The sequence below is a fragment of the Streptomyces aureoversilis genome, assembly GCF_042657885.1.
In the GTDB taxonomy this organism is placed as follows: domain Bacteria; phylum Actinomycetota; class Actinomycetes; order Streptomycetales; family Streptomycetaceae; genus Streptomyces; species Streptomyces aureoversilis.
Genome location: NZ_JBHSKJ010000031.1, coordinates 1 through 19,919, shown reverse-complemented (window position 1 = coordinate 19,919; position 19,919 = coordinate 1). Strand labels below are relative to the sequence as shown.

General features: G+C 72.7%; 20 protein-coding genes. 10 read left to right on the top strand and 10 right to left on the bottom strand.

Annotated elements, in window-relative coordinates; genetic code table 11:
- Positions 1 to 90: 90 nt before the first annotated feature.
- The 9 genes from ACFPP6_RS34285 to ACFPP6_RS34245 all read right to left on the bottom strand — a co-directional run bounded on the left by ACFPP6_RS34285 (position 91) and on the right by ACFPP6_RS34245 (position 9,082).
- On the bottom strand, positions 91 to 894 hold the full coding sequence (locus tag ACFPP6_RS34285; protein ID WP_382050590.1) for an AfsR/SARP family transcriptional regulator: 804 nt from the start codon (positions 892 to 894) through the stop codon (positions 91 to 93).
- Between the two features lie 172 nt (positions 895 to 1,066).
- The gene (locus ACFPP6_RS34280; protein ID WP_382050588.1) at positions 1,067 to 1,984 is read right to left on the bottom strand and encodes an MBL fold metallo-hydrolase; all 918 of its coding nucleotides are present in this window, start codon (positions 1,982 to 1,984) and stop codon (positions 1,067 to 1,069) included.
- Positions 1,985 to 2,020: 36 nt separating this feature from the next.
- On the bottom strand, positions 2,021 to 2,896 hold the full coding sequence (locus tag ACFPP6_RS34275; protein WP_382050586.1) for a 4'-phosphopantetheinyl transferase family protein: 876 nt from the start codon (positions 2,894 to 2,896) through the stop codon (positions 2,021 to 2,023).
- Positions 2,897 to 2,937: 41 nt separating this feature from the next.
- Positions 2,938 to 4,704: an acyl-CoA dehydrogenase family protein gene (locus ACFPP6_RS34270; protein ID WP_382050584.1), complete on the bottom strand. Its 1,767-nt coding sequence runs from the start codon at positions 4,702 to 4,704 to the stop codon at positions 2,938 to 2,940.
- Positions 4,688 to 5,116, bottom strand: a complete 429-nt coding sequence (locus tag ACFPP6_RS34265; protein ID WP_168092916.1) for a nuclear transport factor 2 family protein — start codon at positions 5,114 to 5,116, stop codon at positions 4,688 to 4,690. Before ACFPP6_RS34265 ends, ACFPP6_RS34270 begins: the two co-directional genes overlap by 17 nt.
- Before the next feature lie 80 nt (positions 5,117 to 5,196).
- Positions 5,197 to 6,159, bottom strand: a complete 963-nt coding sequence (locus tag ACFPP6_RS34260) for an aromatase/cyclase (RefSeq protein WP_382050582.1) — start codon at positions 6,157 to 6,159, stop codon at positions 5,197 to 5,199.
- A gap of 101 nt (positions 6,160 to 6,260) precedes the next feature.
- Complete coding sequence (locus ACFPP6_RS34255) at positions 6,261 to 6,524, bottom strand: acyl carrier protein (protein WP_382050580.1); 264 nt, start codon at positions 6,522 to 6,524, stop codon at positions 6,261 to 6,263.
- 57 nt (positions 6,525 to 6,581) lie between these two features.
- Positions 6,582 to 7,817 (bottom strand): ketosynthase chain-length factor, encoded by a 1,236-nt coding sequence (locus ACFPP6_RS34250; protein ID WP_382050578.1) that lies wholly within the window; start codon positions 7,815 to 7,817, stop codon positions 6,582 to 6,584.
- Positions 7,814 to 9,082, bottom strand: coding sequence for a beta-ketoacyl-[acyl-carrier-protein] synthase family protein (locus ACFPP6_RS34245; RefSeq protein WP_168092913.1), 1,269 nt, complete (start codon positions 9,080 to 9,082; stop codon positions 7,814 to 7,816). Before ACFPP6_RS34245 ends, ACFPP6_RS34250 begins: the two co-directional genes overlap by 4 nt.
- 389 nt (positions 9,083 to 9,471) lie before the next feature.
- On the opposite strand from ACFPP6_RS34245, the gene ACFPP6_RS34240 reads away from it, so the two are divergent.
- Positions 9,472 to 10,716, top strand: a complete 1,245-nt coding sequence (locus tag ACFPP6_RS34240) for an IS701 family transposase (protein WP_382050576.1) — start codon at positions 9,472 to 9,474, stop codon at positions 10,714 to 10,716.
- A 20-nt stretch (positions 10,717 to 10,736) separates the two neighbouring features.
- Here the strand turns inward: ACFPP6_RS34240 and ACFPP6_RS34235 are convergent, their stop codons facing one another.
- Positions 10,737 to 11,237 (bottom strand): flavin reductase family protein, encoded by a 501-nt coding sequence (locus ACFPP6_RS34235; RefSeq protein ID WP_058047376.1) that lies wholly within the window; start codon positions 11,235 to 11,237, stop codon positions 10,737 to 10,739.
- A 170-nt stretch (positions 11,238 to 11,407) separates the two neighbouring features.
- Between ACFPP6_RS34235 and fabG the strand changes: the two genes are divergently transcribed.
- The 9 genes from fabG to ACFPP6_RS34190 form a co-directional block, all read left to right on the top strand.
- A complete protein-coding gene (fabG, locus tag ACFPP6_RS34230) occupies positions 11,408 to 12,193 on the top strand; it encodes a 3-oxoacyl-ACP reductase FabG (RefSeq protein ID WP_058047377.1) in 786 nt (261 codons plus the stop codon).
- 146 nt (positions 12,194 to 12,339) lie between these two features.
- Entirely contained in the window at positions 12,340 to 13,314 is a 975-nt protein-coding gene (locus ACFPP6_RS34225) for a 3-hydroxyacyl-CoA dehydrogenase NAD-binding domain-containing protein (protein ID WP_382050574.1), read from the top strand.
- A 240-nt stretch (positions 13,315 to 13,554) separates the two neighbouring features.
- Positions 13,555 to 14,466: an NADP-dependent oxidoreductase gene (locus tag ACFPP6_RS34220; protein WP_382050572.1), complete on the top strand. Its 912-nt coding sequence runs from the start codon at positions 13,555 to 13,557 to the stop codon at positions 14,464 to 14,466.
- 35 nt (positions 14,467 to 14,501) lie between these two features.
- On the top strand, positions 14,502 to 15,155 hold the full coding sequence (locus ACFPP6_RS34215) for a DsbA family oxidoreductase (RefSeq protein ID WP_382050569.1): 654 nt from the start codon (positions 14,502 to 14,504) through the stop codon (positions 15,153 to 15,155).
- Between the two features lie 262 nt (positions 15,156 to 15,417).
- On the top strand, positions 15,418 to 16,056 hold the full coding sequence (locus ACFPP6_RS34210; RefSeq protein WP_382050567.1) for a hypothetical protein: 639 nt from the start codon (positions 15,418 to 15,420) through the stop codon (positions 16,054 to 16,056).
- 142 nt (positions 16,057 to 16,198) lie between these two features.
- Positions 16,199 to 17,947 (top strand): mycothiol-dependent nitroreductase Rv2466c family protein, encoded by a 1,749-nt coding sequence (locus ACFPP6_RS34205; RefSeq protein WP_382050565.1) that lies wholly within the window; start codon positions 16,199 to 16,201, stop codon positions 17,945 to 17,947.
- 58 nt (positions 17,948 to 18,005) lie between these two features.
- On the top strand, positions 18,006 to 18,992 hold the full coding sequence (locus ACFPP6_RS34200; protein WP_382050563.1) for a quinone oxidoreductase family protein: 987 nt from the start codon (positions 18,006 to 18,008) through the stop codon (positions 18,990 to 18,992).
- Between the two features lie 29 nt (positions 18,993 to 19,021).
- On the top strand, positions 19,022 to 19,627 hold the full coding sequence (locus ACFPP6_RS34195) for an NADPH-dependent FMN reductase (protein ID WP_382050561.1): 606 nt from the start codon (positions 19,022 to 19,024) through the stop codon (positions 19,625 to 19,627).
- Between the two features lie 84 nt (positions 19,628 to 19,711).
- Positions 19,712 to 19,919: S-adenosylmethionine synthetase N-terminal domain-containing protein (locus ACFPP6_RS34190; RefSeq protein WP_382050559.1), on the top strand; the 208-nt coding region annotated here is incomplete at its 3' end.

Sequence of the window (19,919 nt, the reverse complement as noted above, 5' to 3'; positions counted from 1 at the left end):
GCCCGACCGGCCTGCCGGTCACTTTCGCGTGAACGCGCCGGACGGACCCGTGGAGGGTCCGTCCGGCGCTTCGTGTGCGGGTGCCCGGGTTCAGATGCCCGCGGTCACCAGGCGGCGCTGCTGCGCGGGCACCGTGTCCGACGGGTTCAGCACGTCCAGCTGCAGCCGCTGCAGCTCCGGGGAGGGTTCGAGGCCCAGCTCGTCGTTGAGGATCCGGCGCAGGCTCTGGTACGCCTGCAGGGCCTCGGCGCGCCGCCCGGAGTGGTTGAGGGCGGAGATCAGCTGGCCGTGGAACCACTCGTTGAGCGGGTAGTCGTTGACCAGCGCGCGCAGCAGCGGGATGGACTCGCGCTGGCGGCCGAGCTGGAGCTCCGCCTCGATGCGCAGCTCCAGGGCCCGGATGCGCAGCTCGTTGAGGTGCACGATGCGGCCGGTGAGGACGTCGCCCGCGGGGATGTTGGAGAGCGCGGGGCCCCGCCAGAGGTCCAGCGCCTGCTCCAGGCGCTGGACGGCGGCCTCGGGCCGGCCGTTCTCCAGCGCCGTCTTCCCCTGCAGCACGAGGCGTTCGAAGATCTTGATGTCGACCTCGTGGTCCTCCACGCGGATGAGGTAGCCGGGCGGCTGGGTGATCAGCAGGGCCCGCTCGGCGGGCACCAGCCGCTCGGCTATGAACATCTTGCGCGCGTGGTAGATGTACGTCTGCAACGTGGTCAGGGCGCTGCGCGGCGGGGACTCGCCCCAGAGCTCCTGGATCAGCGACTCCGAGGTGACGATCTCGTTGGGCCGGGTCAGGAGCAGGGCCAGGGTCTGGCACACCTTCGGCGTGCTGGGCAGGTGTGGTGGTCGTCCGTCTCCGGTGACGATCTCGAACGGGCCTATGAGGTTGAATCGCACTGCACACACTCCTGTACCGGGTGCAAAGATCCCTGTGCCGCGTTGACCAAGATTGCTGACAACGTAGGTGTCGGCCGCACAAACCCCCCACTCCGGTACGGTGAGAGTGTCAGGCTACCGACCGGTAGGTTTTCTTTTTTACGAGTCCCGTCACGTGCGCTTCATACGTGTGTCATGCGTGGCACACGGGAAGCCCGCCGTTGTACTCGACCATCTCGGAGAAGAGCAGGCCGACGTCCAGCGGACGGCCGGGAGGCGCCCCCTTCTCCTCCGCGTAGGCGCGGTGCAGATTGGGCACCAGGCGCTCGGAGTCGAGCAGGTCGGCGTACTCCCCCAGATCCGCCTCGCGCGCGGCCTCCAGCGGGCCGATCCCCGCGGCGAGGCCGGCCTTCGCGATCTCCTGCACGCGCCGCAGGTACCCCTGCGTGACGTCCAGCAGCTCCGGTCCTCCCACGGGGCCGTGGCCCGCGACGACCGTCACCGGGTCGAGCGCGCGCAGCTGCTCGGTCACGGCCAGCGAGCCGGAGACCGAGCCCATCAGGCAGAACGGCGTGGCTCCCGACATCACCAGGTCGCCGGTGAACAGGACGCGCTGTTCGGGCAGCCAGACGACCGTGTCGTTGGTGGTGTGCGCGATGCCCGGGTGCAGCAGCTCGGCCGTGACGTCCCCGATGTGCAGGGTCAGCCGGTCGCGGAAGGTGAGGGTGGGCAGTTCGACGGAGACGTCGCCCCAGCACACCTCGGGCCACAGGCTCGTCAGGTGCAGGCCCACGTCCGCCATCTCGGTGCGGGTGCGCTCGTGGGAGACGACCACCGCGTCGTCGGCGAACAGGTAGTTGCCGAAGGTGTGGTCGCCGTGGGAGTGGGTGTTGACGACGAACTGCGGGGGCCGCGCCGTGAGCGGCGTGACGGCCTCCTTGAGGGCGCGCGCCCGCGCCTCCGTGGCGGCCGTGTCGACCAGGGCGGAGCGGTTGCCGGCGACGATGAGGCCGGCGTTGTTCAGGCACCAGCCGCCGTCGGGCTGGATGTAGGCGTGGACGTTCTCCGCGACCTCTTGGAGGCGGGGGGTGTCGTGGGTGCGGGTGTTCACGGGGTGCGCTCCGTGGGTGGTCGGGTCAGGACCCGATCACTGTGGCCAGCGGGGATCGAGTGCGGGTCGAGGAGGACGGGCCGCAAGCACCGCCGCCGCGAGCCCCGCGTCCAGGACCGTTCCCGCCGTCGGTCTTCTCGTCGCGCCGAAGACCGCCGGCGCCACCGCCGCGCTGACCGTGTAGCCCGCGTCCAGCGTGTGGGACTCCAGGTGCCAGTCGCCGTCGTCGGCCGGCGAGCCGTCCGAGCGCAGCAGGCGGGCCGTGGCGCCCGAGGCGGCCGGGATGGTGAAGCCGAAGGAGGTGAAGGGCAGCCGCAGGCCCAGGCCCAGGGCCTTGCTGTACGCCTCCTTGAGCGTCCACAGGCGGATCATGGACGCGTTGCGGTCCTGCTCCGGCAGCCAGCCCAGCGCGGCCCGCTCGTAGGCGGTGAAGGACTCCTCGGCCAGGCCCGTGCCGTAGATGGAGCGCGCGGAGGACTCCACGTCGACCCCGATCGGGCCGACGTGGCTGAGGCCCACCGCGAGGATGTCCCCCGTGTGGCTCAGGCTCACCTCCAGCTGCCCGCAACCGCGCAGGTAGGGCCTGCCGTTGGGGTTGCGGGCCAGCTCCAGCTCGCCCGGGTCGGCGTCCAGGACGGCGCCCGCCGCGTACTTCAGCAGGACCCGGGAGGCGGCGAAGCGCCGCCGGGTCTGTTCCTGCTGGATGCCGGCGTGCCGCTCGGCCTCCTGCCCGAGCAGCCTGCCGAGTTCGTCGTCCGGCAGGCCGTGGTCGCCCCAGTCGCCCATCAGCCCGTAGACGAGCGCGAAGCCCCGCTCCTCCATTGCTGCGTCCGCGGCGGTCCACGGGCCGTCCGGGGCCGTCACCCGGACCGGCGGCGAACCGGCCAGCCCCCGGGGACCGGATGTGGCCATGTCATCTCCCTATATGTGGTTGCCGGTTACGCGTGCGGGGACTACGCGGCAGTCGGCCCGCCGCCCAGCAGCACGTCGTAGAGGTCGAGGCTGCGGCCCTGTACGCAGCGCTCCACCGCGGCGGCGAGCAGTGCCTCGCCGCGCCTGGCGTCGGCCGCGGGCTCCGGCAGTCCGAGGCGGAACTGGACCCTGCCGAGCGCGGCGATCAGCCAGGCGGGGTCGGACAGGAAGCCCGCCTCCTGCTCCTGCTCCCGGTCGCCGTGCAGCCACACGCCCAGGCAGGCGGCCGCCGCCGCGAGCAGGGTGTAGCGCTCGGCGAGGGCGTAGCCGTGCGGGGTGGCCAGGGCGGCGAGGTCCTGTTCGGGCAGCGCGCGGCACTCCTCGCCGAGCGCCCGCAGCTCCGCGGCCAGCGCCCGCACCTGGGAGCGCAGCGCCTCGCCGTCCGGGCCGGCGACCGGCAGGGCGTCCAGGGTCTGCTCGGCGTGCGGCAGCACCGCCATCAGCGTGTCCCCGCCGGCGGCGAGGTCGAGCCGTGCGGGGTCGAGCGGGGGCAGGGGTGCCGAGACGGAGAACAGGCCGGGTGGCGGCGGGGCGGCCGTCCACGAGGTCCGGGCCAGGAAGGGGAGCTGGGGGACCAGGGTGGCCAGCGCCGCGGCGGCGCCGATCGGCCCGGGCGGGATCTCCGACAGGTCGCGCAGGTGTTTGCGGAACGTGCCGAAGCCGCCCTCCTCCTGCAGGGCGCGCGGCCCCAGGACGGCCGCGAGATCGCCGGTGCTCTGCTGCAGCATGCGCACCACCAGGCACATGGCGGCGGCCGTCCACACGCTGGACTCCTCCGGCAGGAGGTGCAGCGAGCGGATCGTGGCCAGCAGCAGGCAGTCGCACACCAGCATGTCCGCGAACGAGGACGTGATGGCGCGCCGCGCGTACCGCGAGGTCGGCGGGCGCACCCCCGGTGCGCGCTCCAGCACCGCCGCGAGCACCGAGCGCAGCGCGGTGTCGGCGCAGCCGACCGCCATCGACGGCACGAGCGGCCTGCTGACCTGCAGGGACCGCAGCGCGACCGCCGTACCGTCGCCGGGCGCGCCGAGCACGCTGCCCGCCGGCACGGGCCACCGGTCGAACTCCAGGAAGCCCGCGGGCAGCCGGCGCACCGCGGTGGCGTCGTACGGGGACAGCAGCCGCACGGCGTCCGGCGGCAGGTCGGCGCGGTCCAGGAGCAGCGCCGAGTGGGCGCCGTCGCCGTCCGCGTGCCGGGCCAGCAGGACGAAGCCCGCGGCCAGGGGTGCGTTGGCGATCAGCGGGGTGCGGCCGTCCAGCATCCCGCCGCCCTGCGGTGCGGGGGTCAGGGTGAGGTCGCCGCTGCTGAACTCGTTGCCGTAGGACATGTTCTGGAAGGCGACGGACAGCCGTCCGCCGTCCAGGAGCAGCCGGGCCGTGCGGGCCTGCTGCTCCTCGTTGCCGTGGCACCAGGCGAACACCGCGGAGACCAGGGAGGCCGAGCCGTGGCCGCGGCCGAGGGCGAAGTCCCGCCGGAACACCGCGCGCAGCAGCTGCGTCGCGGTGTCCAGGCCGGTCAGCCGGCCGCCGAGGGGCTGCGGGACGATCTCCTCGCGCAGGCCGAAGGCGTCCAGCAGGGGCTCGCCGCCCAGCGGCAGCTCGCCCCGGCGGTCGGCGGCCAGCACGGCGGCGTGCCCGAGGGGGTTGCCCGGGTCGAGGGGGTCGCCGAGCCGGCGCTCCAGTGCGGCCACGCGGTCGGCGGACGGGACGGCCTCGCTGAGGGAGCCGATGTCAGAAGACCTGGTCATGGGTGATCAGGCGGGACTTCAGCTGCACCTCGCCGCCGTTCACCACCAGCGTGTCGTGCACCGTGCAGCTCGGGTTGATCTCGGGCTTGCCGCCGGGGCGGACGGTCACCACGAGCGCGTACACCGTCGACTTGACCGTGCCGTCGTCCTGCGGGTCCAGGGCGATCTGGTTGAACCAGTGGCGGCGCGTGACCGGGTCGCCGTCGAACTTCTTGTGGAAGTTCACCAGCTCCTCGACGATGCCGGGGCGGCCGACGGCGGGCTCGGCGCCCGGCGAGTGCTGGAAGACGCCGTCCTCGGTGAACGTCGCCGCGTACTCCTCGAAGCGGCGCGCGTCGAGGTGGTGCATCTGGTGGGCGTAGAAGTGCTGCACCTGGGAGTGGAGCTCCGTCAGGGACTGGGTGGCGGTCATGGTGCCTCTCCGGGAAGGAAGGAAGAAGGGGGAGGAAAACGGGGAGGGAAGGGAGGGAGGTGCAGGAGGGAGGGGAGGGGTCAGCCGGCCTGCGCGGCGGCGCGCTGCTCGGCGTACGTCGCGGCGTGCGCCATGGTGGCGAGGCTGTTGCGGCCGAGGGCCTCGCGCAGGTACGCGCGGGCGTCGGCGAGCGTGGCGTCCGCGCCCAGGACCTCGGTGACCGCCTCGGGGTTGACCGCCACCGTGTGGCGGGCGGTGGCGACGGCCCCGCCCCCGGGCTTGTCCGCGAAGTGCCACAGGCCGCTGTGGCCGAGCAGCAGCTTCGGCATGACGTGCTGCTTGTAGGCGATCCACTCCGGGCCGCGGCAGATGCGGGTGGAGCGGGTGGTGTGGGCGGAGCCGTCGGCGGTGACGGTGTCCATCTCCAGGTCCTGGATGCCGGGGACGTCCTCGGTCAGCCGGGCCTGCCGGACGTGCGGGAGCCGCTCAGCCCACAGGTCGGCGCGGTCGACGAAGTCGAAGGCGTCGGCGGCCGAACCCGTCAGCTCCACGGTGTCGGTGAAGGAGAACACCACGTCGGACGCGGTGCCGCCGTACTCGGCGATCCGCGCCAGCGCCGCCAGCTCCTCGGGGCTGTTGCGGTCGAGCGCGGCGTTGACGGCCGCGACGGTCTCCGGGGCGTCGCCGACGGCCGTGAAGTCGTGGAGCAGGACCACGCGGGTGCCGCCGCCCGGCAGCGCCTCGAAGATCCACTCGCCGCCCATGGAGGCGATGGGGGCCGTGCTGCGCTCCTGCCGGAAGGTCACGCGCAGCGCCTCGGGGTCGAGGGTGCGCCGGGAGGTCCAGGTGCTGACCCGGCCGTTGACCGTGGCCCAGATCTCGAAGCGCTCCTCGCGCTCGCCGCGCTCCAGGTGGTGGACGTGGACGCTCGGCCCGAAGATCGCGGGCCAGGTCGTGACGTCCGCGACCAGGCCGTAGAGCACCTCCGGGGGCGCGGAAACTTCCAGGGTGTGCTCGGTGTGGTGCCGGCGCGGTTCCGTCATCTCGTTCGTCTCCTCGGTGCGTACGGGGCCGGGCCCGGGCACGTGGGTGTCCCGTGCCCGGACCCGGGTGCTGCGGACCGCTCGGTGCGGCGCGCGGCGCGTCAGGCGGCGGCGGCCTCGGTGACCAGGCCGTTGACGAGGTCGATGAGCGCGCGCGGCGTCTCGACCTCGACGAGCTCGTCGTCCGGGACGACGACCCCGAACTCCTGCTTGATCTGGGCGGCGCTCTCCATCAGGGCGAGCGAGTCGTAGCCCAGCTCGTCGAAGGGGCGGTCGGAGATGTCGCCGCTGATGTCGATGCTGTCGTCGACGCCGGCGCACTCGACGAGGATGCGGCGGACGTCGTCAACGGTCATGTGGGCCATGGGTATTGCTCCAAGCGGTAGAGAAGCCGATGGGGTGAGGGGAGCCGGCGCCCGTGCCTACGCGGCGCGGACGACGACGGCCGAGTTGAAGCCGTGCCGGCCGCGGGCGAGGACCAGGGCGGTGCGGACCGCCTGGTCGCGGGGCGCGCCCTGGACCAGGTCGAGGCCGTAGCCCTCGGGCACCGGGGCGCCCGTGGGGGTCGGCGGGATGACGCCGTCGCGGATCGACAGCAGCGCCGTCGCGACGTCCAGCGGGCCGCCGCCGGAGTAGAGCCGGCCGGTGAGGGCCTTCGGGGCGGTGACGGGCACCGCGCCGGCGCCGAAGAGGCCGCTGATGGCCGCGGCCTCCGCCGCGTCCAGCTCGGGGACGCCGGCGCCGTCGGCGAAGACCACGTCGACGTCGCCGGGCGCGAGGCCCGCGTCGGCCAGGGCGGCCTCCGCGGCGCGGCGCAGGGCCGGGGGGCGGCCGGTGCCGGGGGCGGGGTCGAAGGTGGCGGCGTAGCCCGCGAGTTCGCCGTAGACCTGCTGGACGCCGCGCTCGCGGGCGCTCGCCTCGTCCTCGGCGACGAGGATCGCGCCGCCCTCGCCGGGCACGTAGCCCGAGGCGTCGGCGCTGAAGGGCAGGTAGGCGCGGGCGGGGTCGGTGGCGGTGGTGACGCGGCCGCCGGCCAGCTGGGAGACGTAGCCCCACGGGTCGAGGGCGGAGTCGACGCCGCCGGCCACGACGAGCGGGGTGCCGCGGCGGACCGTGCGGCGGGCGTGGCCGAGCGCGTCCAGGCCGCCGGCCTGCTCGCCGACGAGGGCGGCGCTCGGTCCGCGCAGCTTGTGGCGGATGGAGATCTGGCCGGTGTTGACCGCGTAGAACCACGCGAAGGACTCGTAGACGCTGACGAAGTCCGGGCCCTTGTTCCACAGCTTGTCGAACTCGCGGTGGGTGAAGTCGAAGCCGCCCAGGGCGTTGGAGGTGACGACGCCCATGTCGTAGTCCGGCAGGGTGTCGGGGGAGACGTCGGCGTCGGTCAGGGCCCAGTCGGCGGCGACGAGCGCGAGCCGCGTCGAGGGGTCGGTCTGCGGGAGCAGCCGGCTGTTGAGGTGCTCGGCCGCGTCGAAGTCGTCGATCTGGCCGGCGAGGGAGGACGCGTAGCGGGAGGCGTCGAAGCGGGTGACGGGGCCGATGCCGGTGTGGCCCGCGAGCACCGCCTTCCAGAAGGCCTCGGTGCCGAGGCCGTTGGGGGCGGTGACGCCGATCCCGGTGATCACGGTCCGCCCGTTGAGGCCGTCCTTGCTGGTCATGCCTTCACTCCTTCCGGGGCGCGCAGGATCATCGCGCTCTGGAAACCGCCGAAGCCGCTGCCGACGGTCAGGACGGAGTCCACCCGCTGCTCGCGCGCGGTCAGCGGGACGTAGTCGAGGTCGCACTCGGGGTCGGGCGTGTGCAGGTTGGCCGTCGGCGGTACGACGTTGTGCTTGATGGCCAGGGCGCAGGCCGCGATCTCGATGGAGCCGATGGCGCCCAGGGAGTGGCCGACCATCGACTTGATGGAGCTGACCGGCACGTCGTAGGCGTGCTGCCCGAGCGCGATCTTGAAGGCGGCCGTCTCGTGGCGGTCGTTCTGCTTGGTGCCGGAGCCGTGCGCGTTGACGTAGTCGACGACGGTCGGGTCGACGCGCGACTCGTCGAGCGCCGCGCGGATGGCCTCCGCCATCTCCCGGCCGTCCTTCTTCAGACCGGTCATGTGGTACGCGTTGCAGCGGGTGGCGTAGCCGGTGACCTCGGCGTAGATCTGCGCGCCACGGGCCTTGGCGGCCTCGTACTCCTCCAGGACGAACATGGCGCTGCCCTCGGCGAGGACGAAGCCGTTGCGGGAGGCGTCGAACGGCCGGGAGGCGTGCTCGGGGTCGTCGTTGCGCGTGGTGGTGGCCTTGATCGCGTCGAAGCAGGCCAGCACGATCGGGGAGATCGGGGTGTCCGACGCACCGGCGATCATCACGTCGGCGGAGCCCTCGCGGATCAGCTGGACGCCGTAGCCCACGGCGTCGAGGCCGGAGGTGCAGCCGTCGGAGACCATGGTCACGGGGCCCTCGGCGCCGGCGGCCCAGGCGACCTCGGCGGGCATGACGCCCGGGCTGAGGTAGTCGAACATGTGCGGCGACAGGTAGTCGGGGTCGACCAGCCACTCGCGGCCCTTGTCGGCCATCACGAGGTACTCGTTCTCCAGGCTGGTCGCGGAGGCGACGGCGCTGCCGAGGCTCACGCCCACGCGGTGCGGGTCCACGCCGGCGAACTCCAGGCCGCTGTCGGCCACGGCCTCCCGGGTGCAGGCCACGGCGAACTGGGTCGCCCGGTCCATCCTGCGGATCTCCCGGGGGGAGAAGCCCTCGGCCTCGGGGAAGAAGTCGGCCTCGGCCGCCACCTGGGACCGGAACGGAGCCGCGTCGAAGAACGAGATCCGCCGGGTGGCGGTGCGGCCCGCGGTGAGCAGGTCCCAGAACTCCTTGGTGCCGGAGCCGCCCGGGGCGCGGACGCCGATACCGGTGATCACCACTCGTCGGGTCATCGCGTGGGCACGCCTTCCTTCGAGCTGAACATCGAGTCACGTTCCTTTCCGCTTGCCCTGCAGCGATGTCCACCGCTGCCTGTCGGGGACAGCGCCGTTGGCAAGGGAAACGGTGCGGCTCCGGCCTCGAACACCGCTCGAAGACGGATGGGGCACGTCCACAAGAAACCGGCTGGCCGGTTTCTCTTGGTAATCCGACGTCAGAGGGGCCGTAGACAGGGCGCCCGGTCGGTTTCCAGCGGGGTCTGGGGCGGCGTAGAGGGGGATTAAAGCGGTCAAAGGCGGGCACAGAAGATCGTCGGATCAAGGTTTCGAAGAGTAATAGAAACAACGCAGTCGGTTTGGTACGGTCAAATGCGCCGTCGGTAGCCATCACGTGGGGAGAGACGATGGAAGCCAGATCCGTGCAACTCAGCCCTGTGTCCACCGAGGAACCGCCCTTCCGGGAGCCGTCCCCCGCCAACCCCTGGTCCGTGGAACCGGAGTTCTTCTCGTCACTCACGCGCAACGACCAGCGCAGGATGGCGGAGCAGTACGTACGCGGCCTGCTGGAGGCGGAGGGCCGCAAGACCCTGCGCAACGTCGCGGAACAGATCGGCGGGAAGGCGCTCCAGCAGAGCGTCCACCACTTCATCACCGCCTCGTCGTGGAACTGGGCCCCGGTCCGGCGGGCGCTCGCGCGCCGCGCGGAGGAGGAGGTGCGCCCGCAGGCGTGGGTGGTCAAGTCCACCGTCATCCCCAAGGCGGGGGTGCACTCGGTCGGCGTCGACCAGCAGTTCCTCCCCCACCTGGGCCAGACGGTCAACGGCCAGCGGGCGTTCAGCGTCTGGAGCGCCTCCGAGCGGGTCAGCGTGCCCTTCAACTGGAGCCTGGTGCTGTCCAGGAACTGGCTGGAGGACCCGGCCCGGCGCAGCCGCGCCCACATACCCGACGCCAGCCGCGCCATCTCCCTGGAGGAGCACGCCGGCGCCGTGGCCCTGGAGGCCGCCGACTCCTGGGGGCTGCGCAGGCGCCCCGTCGTCGTGGACGTGGAGGGGCTCGACGCGGGGGCGACCGTGCGGCGCTTCGCGCGCGCGGGCGTCCCGCTGATCATGCGCATCGACGGCACGACCCCGCTGCGCGTCGACGGCGCCCTGCTGCAGGGCTACAGCGACCGGGAGGTGCCCGCGCAGAACCTGATCGGCTCGATGAAGCGGATGCGCCGGCAGGTCGAGTGGTCCGACACCTCGGGGGCGGGCTCGTACCGCGGGGTGGTGAGCGCGATCCCGGTGATCCTGTCGTGCCCCGCGCCCGCGGGCGTGCCCGGGGGCACCCACCACCGGCCCATGCTGCTGATGGGCGACTGGGGCTCCTCCGACCGGTGGCCGTCGCGGATGTGGCTCACCGACTCGCGGCGGCTGCCGCTGGTCACCCTGCTGCGCCTGACCCGGCTCACGGGCGTCGTCCAGCGCGACTTCGCGGAGATCTCCGAGCACACCGGGATGCGGGACTTCGCGGGCCGCTCGTTCCGCGGCTGGCACCGGCACGTCACCCTGGCCTCGGTCGCCCACCTCATCGCCGTGCGGGCGGGGGCGCGACGCCTCCCGGCGCAGCGGCGGCGCGCGGCGGGGTCCGTCGCGCCGCTGTGCGCGTGAGCGGAGCCTGCCGCGGTGGGTCAGCCCGCCGCGCCGGGGCCGGCGATCCCGTGGAAGCCCTTCCGGTAGTACAGCAGGGGCTCCCCCTCGCCGGCCTCGGCGTGCTCCACCTCGCCGAACAGCACGAGGTGGTCACCGGCCGGCACCTGCCGCTCGGTGCGGCACTCCAGCCGGGCGAGCGCGCCCGGCAGCAGGGGCAGGCCGCGCCGGGAGCGGGCCGTCCCGGGCTGCGGGAACTTGTCCGCGCCCCGGCGCGCGAAGAGCGCGGCCAGGTCCTGCTGGTCCCGGCCGAGCACGTGGACGACGAACCCCTCGGCGCCGGTGAAGGCGTCGAAGCAGTTGGCCCGCAGGTCCAGGCACACGAGCACCAGGGGCGGTTCGAGGGAGACGGAGGTGAAGGAGCTGGCAGTGAAACCGTGGCTGCGGCCCTGCGCATCCACGGTGGTCACGACCGTGACCCCGCTGGCCCAGCGGGCGAGGGACGTCCGGAACCGTTCGGCGGTGATCGTCTCTGCGAGCATCCCCCCACGCTGCTCAGCCGCGCTTGAGCCGGGATCGAGCCGTGGCGGAACCGCCGCGGCGGAACCCGCGCTTCGACCCCCTTTCGACCGGCCGTCGAGGCCGCGGCGGCACCCTCGGCGCGACCGGCGTCATGTCGCCGTCAGTATCAGCAACCAGCTACGGAGGAACGATGGGCACGCAGAACGCCAAGGTCGCACTGGTGACCGGGGCAACCAGTGGCATCGGTCTGGCGATCGCCACCCACCTGGCCCGCAACGGCGCCCGCGTCTACCTGTGCGCCCGGGACGCGGAGAAGCTGGCGGAGACCGTCAAGTCCCTGCAGGACCAGGGCTTCGAGGCCGACGGCACCACCTGTGACGTGACCGACCGCGAGGACGTCAAGCGCTTCGTGGCCGCCGCGGTGGAGCGCTTCGGCACCGTCGACATCCTCGTCAACAACGCCGGCCGCAACGGCGGCGGCGCGATCGCCGAGATGTCCGACGAGCTCTGGTACGACGTGATCAACACCAACCTCAACAGCGTCTTCCTCGTGACGCGCGAGGTGCTGAGCGCCGGCGGCCTGCTCACCAAGGGCTGGGGCCGGATCGTCAACATCGCCTCCACGGCCGGCAAGCAGGGCGCCGTCACCGCCGCCCCGTACTCCGCCTCCAAGCACGGCGTGGTCGGCTTCACCAAGGCCCTCGGCCTCGACCTCGCGAAGACCGGCATCACCGTCAACGCGGTCTGCCCCGGCTTCGTCGAGACGCCGATGGCCGAGCGCGTCCGCGGCCACTACGCGGAGATGTACGGGATCACCCTGGAGGAGGCGGCCGAGAAGGTCACCACCCGGGTGCCGATCGGCCGCTACGTCGACGTCGAGGAGGTCGCGGCCATGGTCGACTACCTGGTCGGCGACGGCGCCTCGTCCGTGACCGCGCAGGCCCTCAACGTCTGCGGCGGCCTGGGCAACTACTAGGCGCCGGCCACCAGGCGCCCCCGCCGTGCCGGACCGGGCGCGGAACCCACGTGTCCGGTTCGACCGCCGCTCGAATTCCGCACGAGCCCGTCGCGGCAGCCTGTGCCCGCACCACCCACAGGCAGGCAGGACGACAGGAGCATGCGGTGACGGAGCAAGCGGTGACGGATTCACCCGTAGGGACACGCATACGTACGGCGGCCGTGATCGGCGTGGGCACCATCGGCCTCGGCTGGGCCGCGCTGTTCGCCTCCGCCGGGCTGACCGTCCGGATCAACAGCCGGCGGCCTGACGCCGAGGCGCACGTCCGGAAGGCGTTCGAGCTGTACGCGGCCTCGCTGCCGGGCGGCCCCGCCGACCCGGCCGAGCTCGCCGCCAAGCTTGAGTTCGAGCCCGACGTGGCCCGCGCCGTCGAGGGCGCCGACGTCGTCCAGGAGAACGCCCCCGAGGACCTGGCCCTCAAGCAGGACCTCTTCGCCCGGATCGGCGCCGCCGCCCCCGCCCACGCGCTGCTGCTGTCGTCCACCTCCACGCTGCTCCCCGACGCCCTGGGAGCGAGGATGGCCGACCCGGGCAGGCTGCTGGTCGCCCACCCCTTCAACCCGCCGCACATCGTGCCGCTGGTCGAGATCGTCACGGGCGAGCGGACCGACCCGCAGGCCGTCGAGGAGACCGTGGCCTTCTACCGCGGCCTCGGCAAGACTCCCGTCGTGCTGCGCCGGGCCGTCCCCGGCTTCGTCGCCAACCGGCTGCAGTCCGCGCTGCTGCGCGAGAGCATCCACCTGGTCCGCGAGGGCGTCGTCTCCGTCGCCGAGCTGGACGAGATCGTCACCTCCTCGATCGGCGGCCGCTGGGCGGCGGTCGGCCCGTTCCGCGCCTTCCACCTCGGCGGCGGCCCCGGGGGCCTGCGGCACTGGTTCGAGCACCTCGGCGCCGGCCTGGAGAAGAGCTGGCAGGGGCTCGGCAACCCGCCGGTCGACGAGGAGACCGTCGCCCGGATCCTCGCCCAGGCGGAGGAGGCGTTCGGCGGCCGCACCTACGAGGAACTCGCGGCCGAGCGCGACGCGAAGCAGACCCGCGTGATCGCGGCTGCGGCGGACACCGGCGCGGAACGGGCGTAGCCGAGCGCGCCCATCCGGCGGACGGTTGGGTTCCGCTCGAAGCACGCTCGAAGCCGGCTCGAAGCACGCTCGAGGATCACTCGAAGTCTGCTCGAAGAACGCTCGAAAACCGCGCGAAGCGTCGGTTCCCCCGTTGACCTCAACTCCGGTTGAGGTTGAAAGATAAAGCGCACCAGCCCCACCAGAGTTCATCAGAGCTCAGCAGAGTCCAGCAGAGCCCAGCAGAGAGAAGGACATGCCATGAAGGCGGCAGTTTTCCAGGAGTTCGGCGGCCCCGAGGTGCTCAAGGTCGAGGAGGTCGAGACCCCCCGACCCGGCGCCGGCGAGATCCGCGTGCGCGTCAAGGCCGCCGGTGTGCAGGCGTACGACACGGCCGTCCGCGCCGGCTGGAACCCGCCCGGCATGACCATCTCCTTCCCGCAGACCGTCGGCAACGACTTCGCGGGCGTCGTCGACGAGATCGGCGAGGGCGTCACCGAGTTCGCCGTCGGCGACGAGGTCCTGGGCTGGGCCCTGCTCTCCTGCTACGCCGAGTACCTGGTCGTCTCCGCCGAGCAGGTCGTCGCCAAGCCCTCCGGCATGCCGTGGGAGGTCGCCGGCTCGTTCTCCGCCTCGGCGCAGACCGCCCACACCGCGCTCAAGGCGCTGGAGGTCGGCGCGGGCGACACCCTGCTCGTGCACGCGGCCGCCGGCGGCGTCGGCACGATCGCCGTGCAGCTGGCCCGGGTCTTCGGCGCCACGGCCATCGGCACCGCGAGCGAGCGCAACCACGAGTACCTGCGCTCGCTGGGCGCCACCCCCGTCACCTACGGCGAGGGCCTCGCCGGCCGCGTCCGCGAGCTCGCCCCCGGCGGCGTCACCGCGGCCCTCGACGGCATCGGCGGCGACGCCCTCGACGTCTCCGTCGAGCTGGTGAAGGACAAGAACCGCATCGCCACCCTCGTCGACTTCGGCCGCGTCGAGGAGCTGGGCGTCCGCGCCGTCTTCAGCCAGCGGGCCAAGGAGCGCCTCGCCGAGCTCACCGCCCTCTACACCGAGGGCAAGCTGCGCGTGGAGGTCTCCAAGACCTTCCCGCTGGAGCAGGCCGCGGACGCGCACCGCGAGATGGAGACGGGCCACGTGCGCGGAAAGATCGTCATCACCGTCGGCTGAACGATCGATCGAACGATCAACCGAGGAGACCTGCCATGAAGATCGAGATCTACTCCGACGTCCTGTGCCCGTGGTGCTACATCGGCAAGCGCCGGATAGCCGCCGCCCTGGACGGCTTCGCCCACCGCGACGAGCTGGAGATCGTCTGGCGCAGCTTCGAGCTCGCGCCGGGCGAGGGCAGCGAGCCCGGCCCGACGGCGGCCGAGGCCATGGCCGAGTGGACGGCCCCGGACGTGCTGCCGGGCCGGATCGAGCTGATCAAGTCCCAGGGCCGGCAGGAGGGTCTGGAGCTCAACCTCCACAAGTCCCGTCCCGTGGGCACCTTCGACGCGCACCGCCTCACCCACTTCGCGGCCGAGCGCGGCCTGCTGGAGCCGGTCATGGAGCGGCTGTTCCACGCGTACCACACCGAGGCCCTCAACGTCGGGGACCGCGAGGTGCTGGTGCGGCTGGCGGGCGAGGCCGGGCTGGACGAGGCCGAGGCCCGCGAGGTGCTGGAGAGCGACCGCTACGCCGACGCCGTGGTCGCCGACGGGAACCGCGCCCGCCAGTTCAACGTGACGGGCGTGCCGTCGGTCGTCATCGACGGCCGCATGCCGGTCTCCGGCGTGCAGGCGCCCGAGAAGCTGCTCACCTTCATCGAGCGCGCGTGGGAGCGGGCGCAGAAGGAGCCGGCGGCGTCCGTCTGAGGCCGCCGCGAGGAGCCGGTGGCGTCCGTCCCGGGCCGCCGCCACGAACGGTGATCTCCGCAGGCCCGCACGGGCCCGCGGAGGTCCTCGCAGGTCCTCGCAGATCAGCGCAGGTCAGCGCAGGTACGTGCAGGTCCGCCCCCAGGCCGAAACCCGCTGCCACGGCCGGAATTCGATCCGCTCTCCATCGGGACTCCAGCCGCGTTCCGGAGTCTGTTCCCGGCGCTGGAAGTACTCCGCGCCGTCTGAGAGAGGAAATACAGTGCAGCACAAGTGGAAGCTGACGGGCGGACTTGCGGCCTCACTGGGGCTTGCTCTGACGGGGATCATGTCCTCGGCCGGAACGGCGAGTGCCGACACCGCGACGAAGACGGTCGATTACACCTGCCAGACCCGGTACGACGGCAACTGGATCCCGGTTCCGTACGCGCGTGACTTCACGACCACGGCTCCGGCCAAGGTCGCCCCGGGTCAGACCTTCAAGGTCACCTTCGACTCGGCCCCGATCAAGGCCGTGGCGGACTTCAACAAGCTCCTCAACAGCGTGAACATCGCGTACAAGGTGCCGGCCAACGCCAAGGTCGTCAGCTACAGGCTGACCGGCGGCAGCAACCTCGGCTCCGCGAAGCAGTGGGTGGAGCGCAACGGCACCAACTTCGCCGTCAAGTCCAACGGCGAGTGGGCCGGCGGCGTCGAGTTCGACTTCCCGAACCTGGAGGTCACGCTCAAGGCCCCGAGCACCGCCGGCGCCACCCTCACCACCGGCGCGGGCGGCTCCAGCTTCAGCGACCCGGCCTTCTCCTGGAACCGGCTGCAGACCCAGCTGAACACCTGGGACCCGTTCCAGTGCTACGCCGACCCGGCCAAGCCGGTGACGTTCTCGACCACCCAGGTCGGTTAGTGACCGCCCCGGGCGCGGCTGCCGGAGTGCCTTCCGGCAGCCGCGCCCGGGCGTCCGCCGCGCCGCGGGACCGCCGGGGTCCCCGGCAACCGCCGAAGTCCGCGGACACCGCCCAAGTCCGCCGAATGAGAACGGGCACGTGATGAGCAGCGCAGTACAGCCTCCCGAGGACGCCGTACGGCCTCCCGGGGACCGGACCGTCGTCGCCGTCATCGGCGCGGGCACCATCGGGCTCGGCTGGATCGCCCTCTTCCTGGACCGGGGGCTCCGGGTCCGGGTCAACAGCAGGCGCCCCGACGCCGAGCGGGTGGTCAGGGAGGGCCTCGCGGTCTTCGCCCCCACGCTGCCGGGCGGGGCCGCCGACGTCGACGTGCTCATGGAGCACGTGGAGTTCGAGCCCGACATGGCCCGCGCCGTCCGCGGCGCTGCGGTCGTGCAGGAGAACGCCCCCGACGACCTCGCCCTCAAGCAGGAGCTCTTCCGTACGGTCGAGCAGGCCGCTCCCGCGGAAGCCCTTCTCCTGTCCTCCACGTCCAAGCTGCTGCCCGACGACATGGGCGCGCTGATGGCCGAGCCGGGACGCGTCGTCGTGGGACACCCCTTCAACCCGCCGCACGTCGTCCCCCTGGTCGAGGTCGTCGGCGGCCGTCGCACCCCCGCCGGGCTGATCGACGAGGTCACGGCCTTCTACCGGGCGGTGGGCAAGGTCCCCGTGGTCGTCCGCAAGCCCGTGCCGCGCTTCGTCGCCAACCGCCTGCAGTCCGCGCTGCTGAGGGAGAGCGTCCACCTCGTGCAGGAGGGCGTCGTCACGATGGCCGAACTCGACGCCGTCGTCACGCAGTCGATCGGCCTGCGCTGGGCCGTCGTGGGTCCGTTCGAGGCCTTCCACCTGGGCGGCGGCGAGGGCGGCCTGCGCCGCTGGCTGGGCGGTGTGGCGCCCGGCCTGGAGCGCGCCTGGCGCGCCCCCGCCGTCCCGGCGCTGACGCCGGAAGCCGTCGAGGCGCTCGGCGCCGAGGCGGACCGGACCTTCGGCACGGACTACGCCGCGCTGTCGCGCGCCCGTGACGAGAAGCAGAACGCCGTGCTCGACGCGCTCGCGCGGATCGACGCCCGGCACCAGCACCAGTCACCCAGGGAAGACGAGAACATGGAACCCCAGCCCCAGCCCCAGCTCCGGATCCAGCCCCAGCAGACCCAGCCGGCTCAGCAGCCCGAACCGCACGTCGTGGACTTCTGGTTCGACCCGCTGTGCCCCTTCGCCTGGATCGCCTCGCGGTGGATCACGGAGGTGGCCGGGAAGGCCCCGGTGACCGTCCGCTGGCACGCGATGAGCCTGGCCCTGCTCAACAGCGGCAAGGACATGCCCGAGGCGCGGCGCACGATGCTCGACCTCTACTGGGGCCCGGTCCGGGTGCTGGCCGCCGCCCGCGCCGCCCACGGCGACGCCGTCACCGGCCCGCTCTACACGGCGATGGGCTCCCGCTTCCACGCCCCCGGCGGCATCTTCGAGCCCGTCCGCACCGCCCCGGCCGAGGAGTTCCGCGCGGCGATGATCGAGGGTCTGAGCAGGACGCGTCCGGACATCGAGGCGGCCCTGGCCGAGACCGGGCTGCCCGCCGATCTGATCGACGCCATGGACGACGACCGCTGGGACGACGACCTGCGGGCCTCGCACGCCCGGGTGCCCTCGGACGGCCTCGGCCAGGAGCTGATCGGCGTCCCGACGATCTCCGTGGACGGCGGAGCGGGCCAGTTCGGCCCGGTCCTGACGGAGATACCGCGCGGCGAGCGGGCGGTACGGCTCTGGGAAGCCTTCCGGACGCTGGCCGGCGACCCGGCGTTCTTCGAGCTGAAGCAGAGCACGGGGCGCACCGAGCCCCTGACCCACTGACTACTGACCACTGACCCACTTTTCCGACGATCCGACCGATCAACTGGAGGAATCCCAGATGCGTGTGATCCGTATCCGTGAGTTCGGGGGCCCGGAGGTCATGCGGGTCGAGGAGACCCCCGTGCCGCAGCCGGGCCCCGGTGAGGTGCTGATCGCCGCCGAGGCGATCAGCGTGGGCTTCGCGCAGACGCAGATGCGGCGCAACATCTTCCCCGCGCCGATGTGGCGGCCCGAGTTCCCGATCGTGCTCGGCGGTGACGTCATCGGCCGCGTCGCGGGCGTGGGCGCCGGCGTGACGGGCTTCCGCGAGGGCGACCGGGTCGGCGCGTTCACGCTCCACGGGGCGTACGCCGACTACGTGGTCGTCGATGCGGAAACGGTTCTGTCCGTGCCGGAGGGCCTCGACGCCGCGCAGGCCACCGCCCTCCCGTCGCCCGGCCCCATCGGCACCGGCACCCTGGGCACGGCCGGCCTGCGCAAGGGCGAGAGCGTCCTGGTGCACGCCGCGTCCGGCGGCATCGGCCACCTGAGCGTGCAGTGGGCCAAGGCCCACGGCGCCGGCCCGGTCATCGCCACCGCGAGCTCGGCCGAGAAGCTCGACTTCGCCCGCGCCCTCGGCGCCGACGTCGTCGTCGACTACAGCCGCGAGGGCTGGGTCGACGAGGTCCGCGAGGCCACCGGCGGTGCCGGCGTCGACATCATCCTCGACAGCATCGGCGGCGACGTCCTCCGCCAGGGCGTCGGCCTGCTGGCCCCCTTCGGCCGTCTGGTCTTCTACGGCTCCGCGGGCGGCGGGCTGGAGATCCCGCGGATCTCGCCCATGGAGCTCATCGAGATGAAGTTCATCACCGGCTTCGCCCTCTCCCGCTGGCGCGCCGCCCGGCCCGAGGAGTACCTCGCCAACCACGAGGAGCTGGCCGCCGGCCTCGCCGACGGCACGATCCGGCACGCGGTGCACGCCACGTACCCCCTCGAAGAGGTCGGCCGGGCCCACGAGGAGATCGAGTCCCGGGCCCACATCGGGCGCATCGTGCTGCTGCCCTGACACCCCCCCGCACGGAGATTGGAACCGCTTTGCCGGACACGAACGCCCAGAACCCCACCCGCCTCGCCGTGATCGTCGGCAGCACCCGCAAGGACCGCTTCGGTCCGGTCGTCGCCGACTGGTTCACCGCCCACGCCCGTGAGCGCGCCGACCTGGACGTCGACGTCATCGACCTGGCCGAGGCCGGCCTGCCGCACGTCCTGGAGGGACCCGGCGAGGACGGCACGCACCCCTCGGCGGCGGTGCGCGCCTTCGCGGCGCGGATCGACCGGGCCGACGTCTTCGCCGTCATCACGCCCGAGTACAACCGCGGTTACCCCGCCTCGCTCAAGCAGGCCATCGACTCGGTGTACACCGAGTTCCACGCCAAGCCGGTCGGCTTCGTCAGCTACTCCGGCGGTGCGACCGGCGGCGTGCGCGCCGTCGAGCAGCTCCGTACGGTCTTCGCCGAGCTCCACACCGTGACCCTGCGGGACGGCGTGGCCATCCCCTCCGCCCACGCCGCCTTCGACGACGACGGGCAGCCGCGGGACACCGAAGGCGTCAACGGCGCCGCGAAGAAGCTGCTCGACCAGCTGCTGTGGTGGGCCGTCGCCCTGCGCGAGGCGCGGGCCAAGGCGCCGTACACCGCCTGACGCTCAACGTCCCATCCCACGCTCGACGTCCCACGTTCAACGCCCCACGCCCCACGCTCAACGTCCCACGTCCTAGGGAGCGATGTGTCCCGCCGCCTGTTCACTTCGGAGTCCGTGACCGAGGGTCACCCCGACAAGATCGCTGACCAGGTCAGCGACACGATCCTCGACGCCCTGCTCAAGGAGGACCCGACCTCCCGCGTGGCCGTCGAGACCCTGATCACCACCGGCCTGGTGCACGTGGCCGGCGAGGTGACGACGAAGGCCTACGCGCCGATCGCGTCGCTCGTGC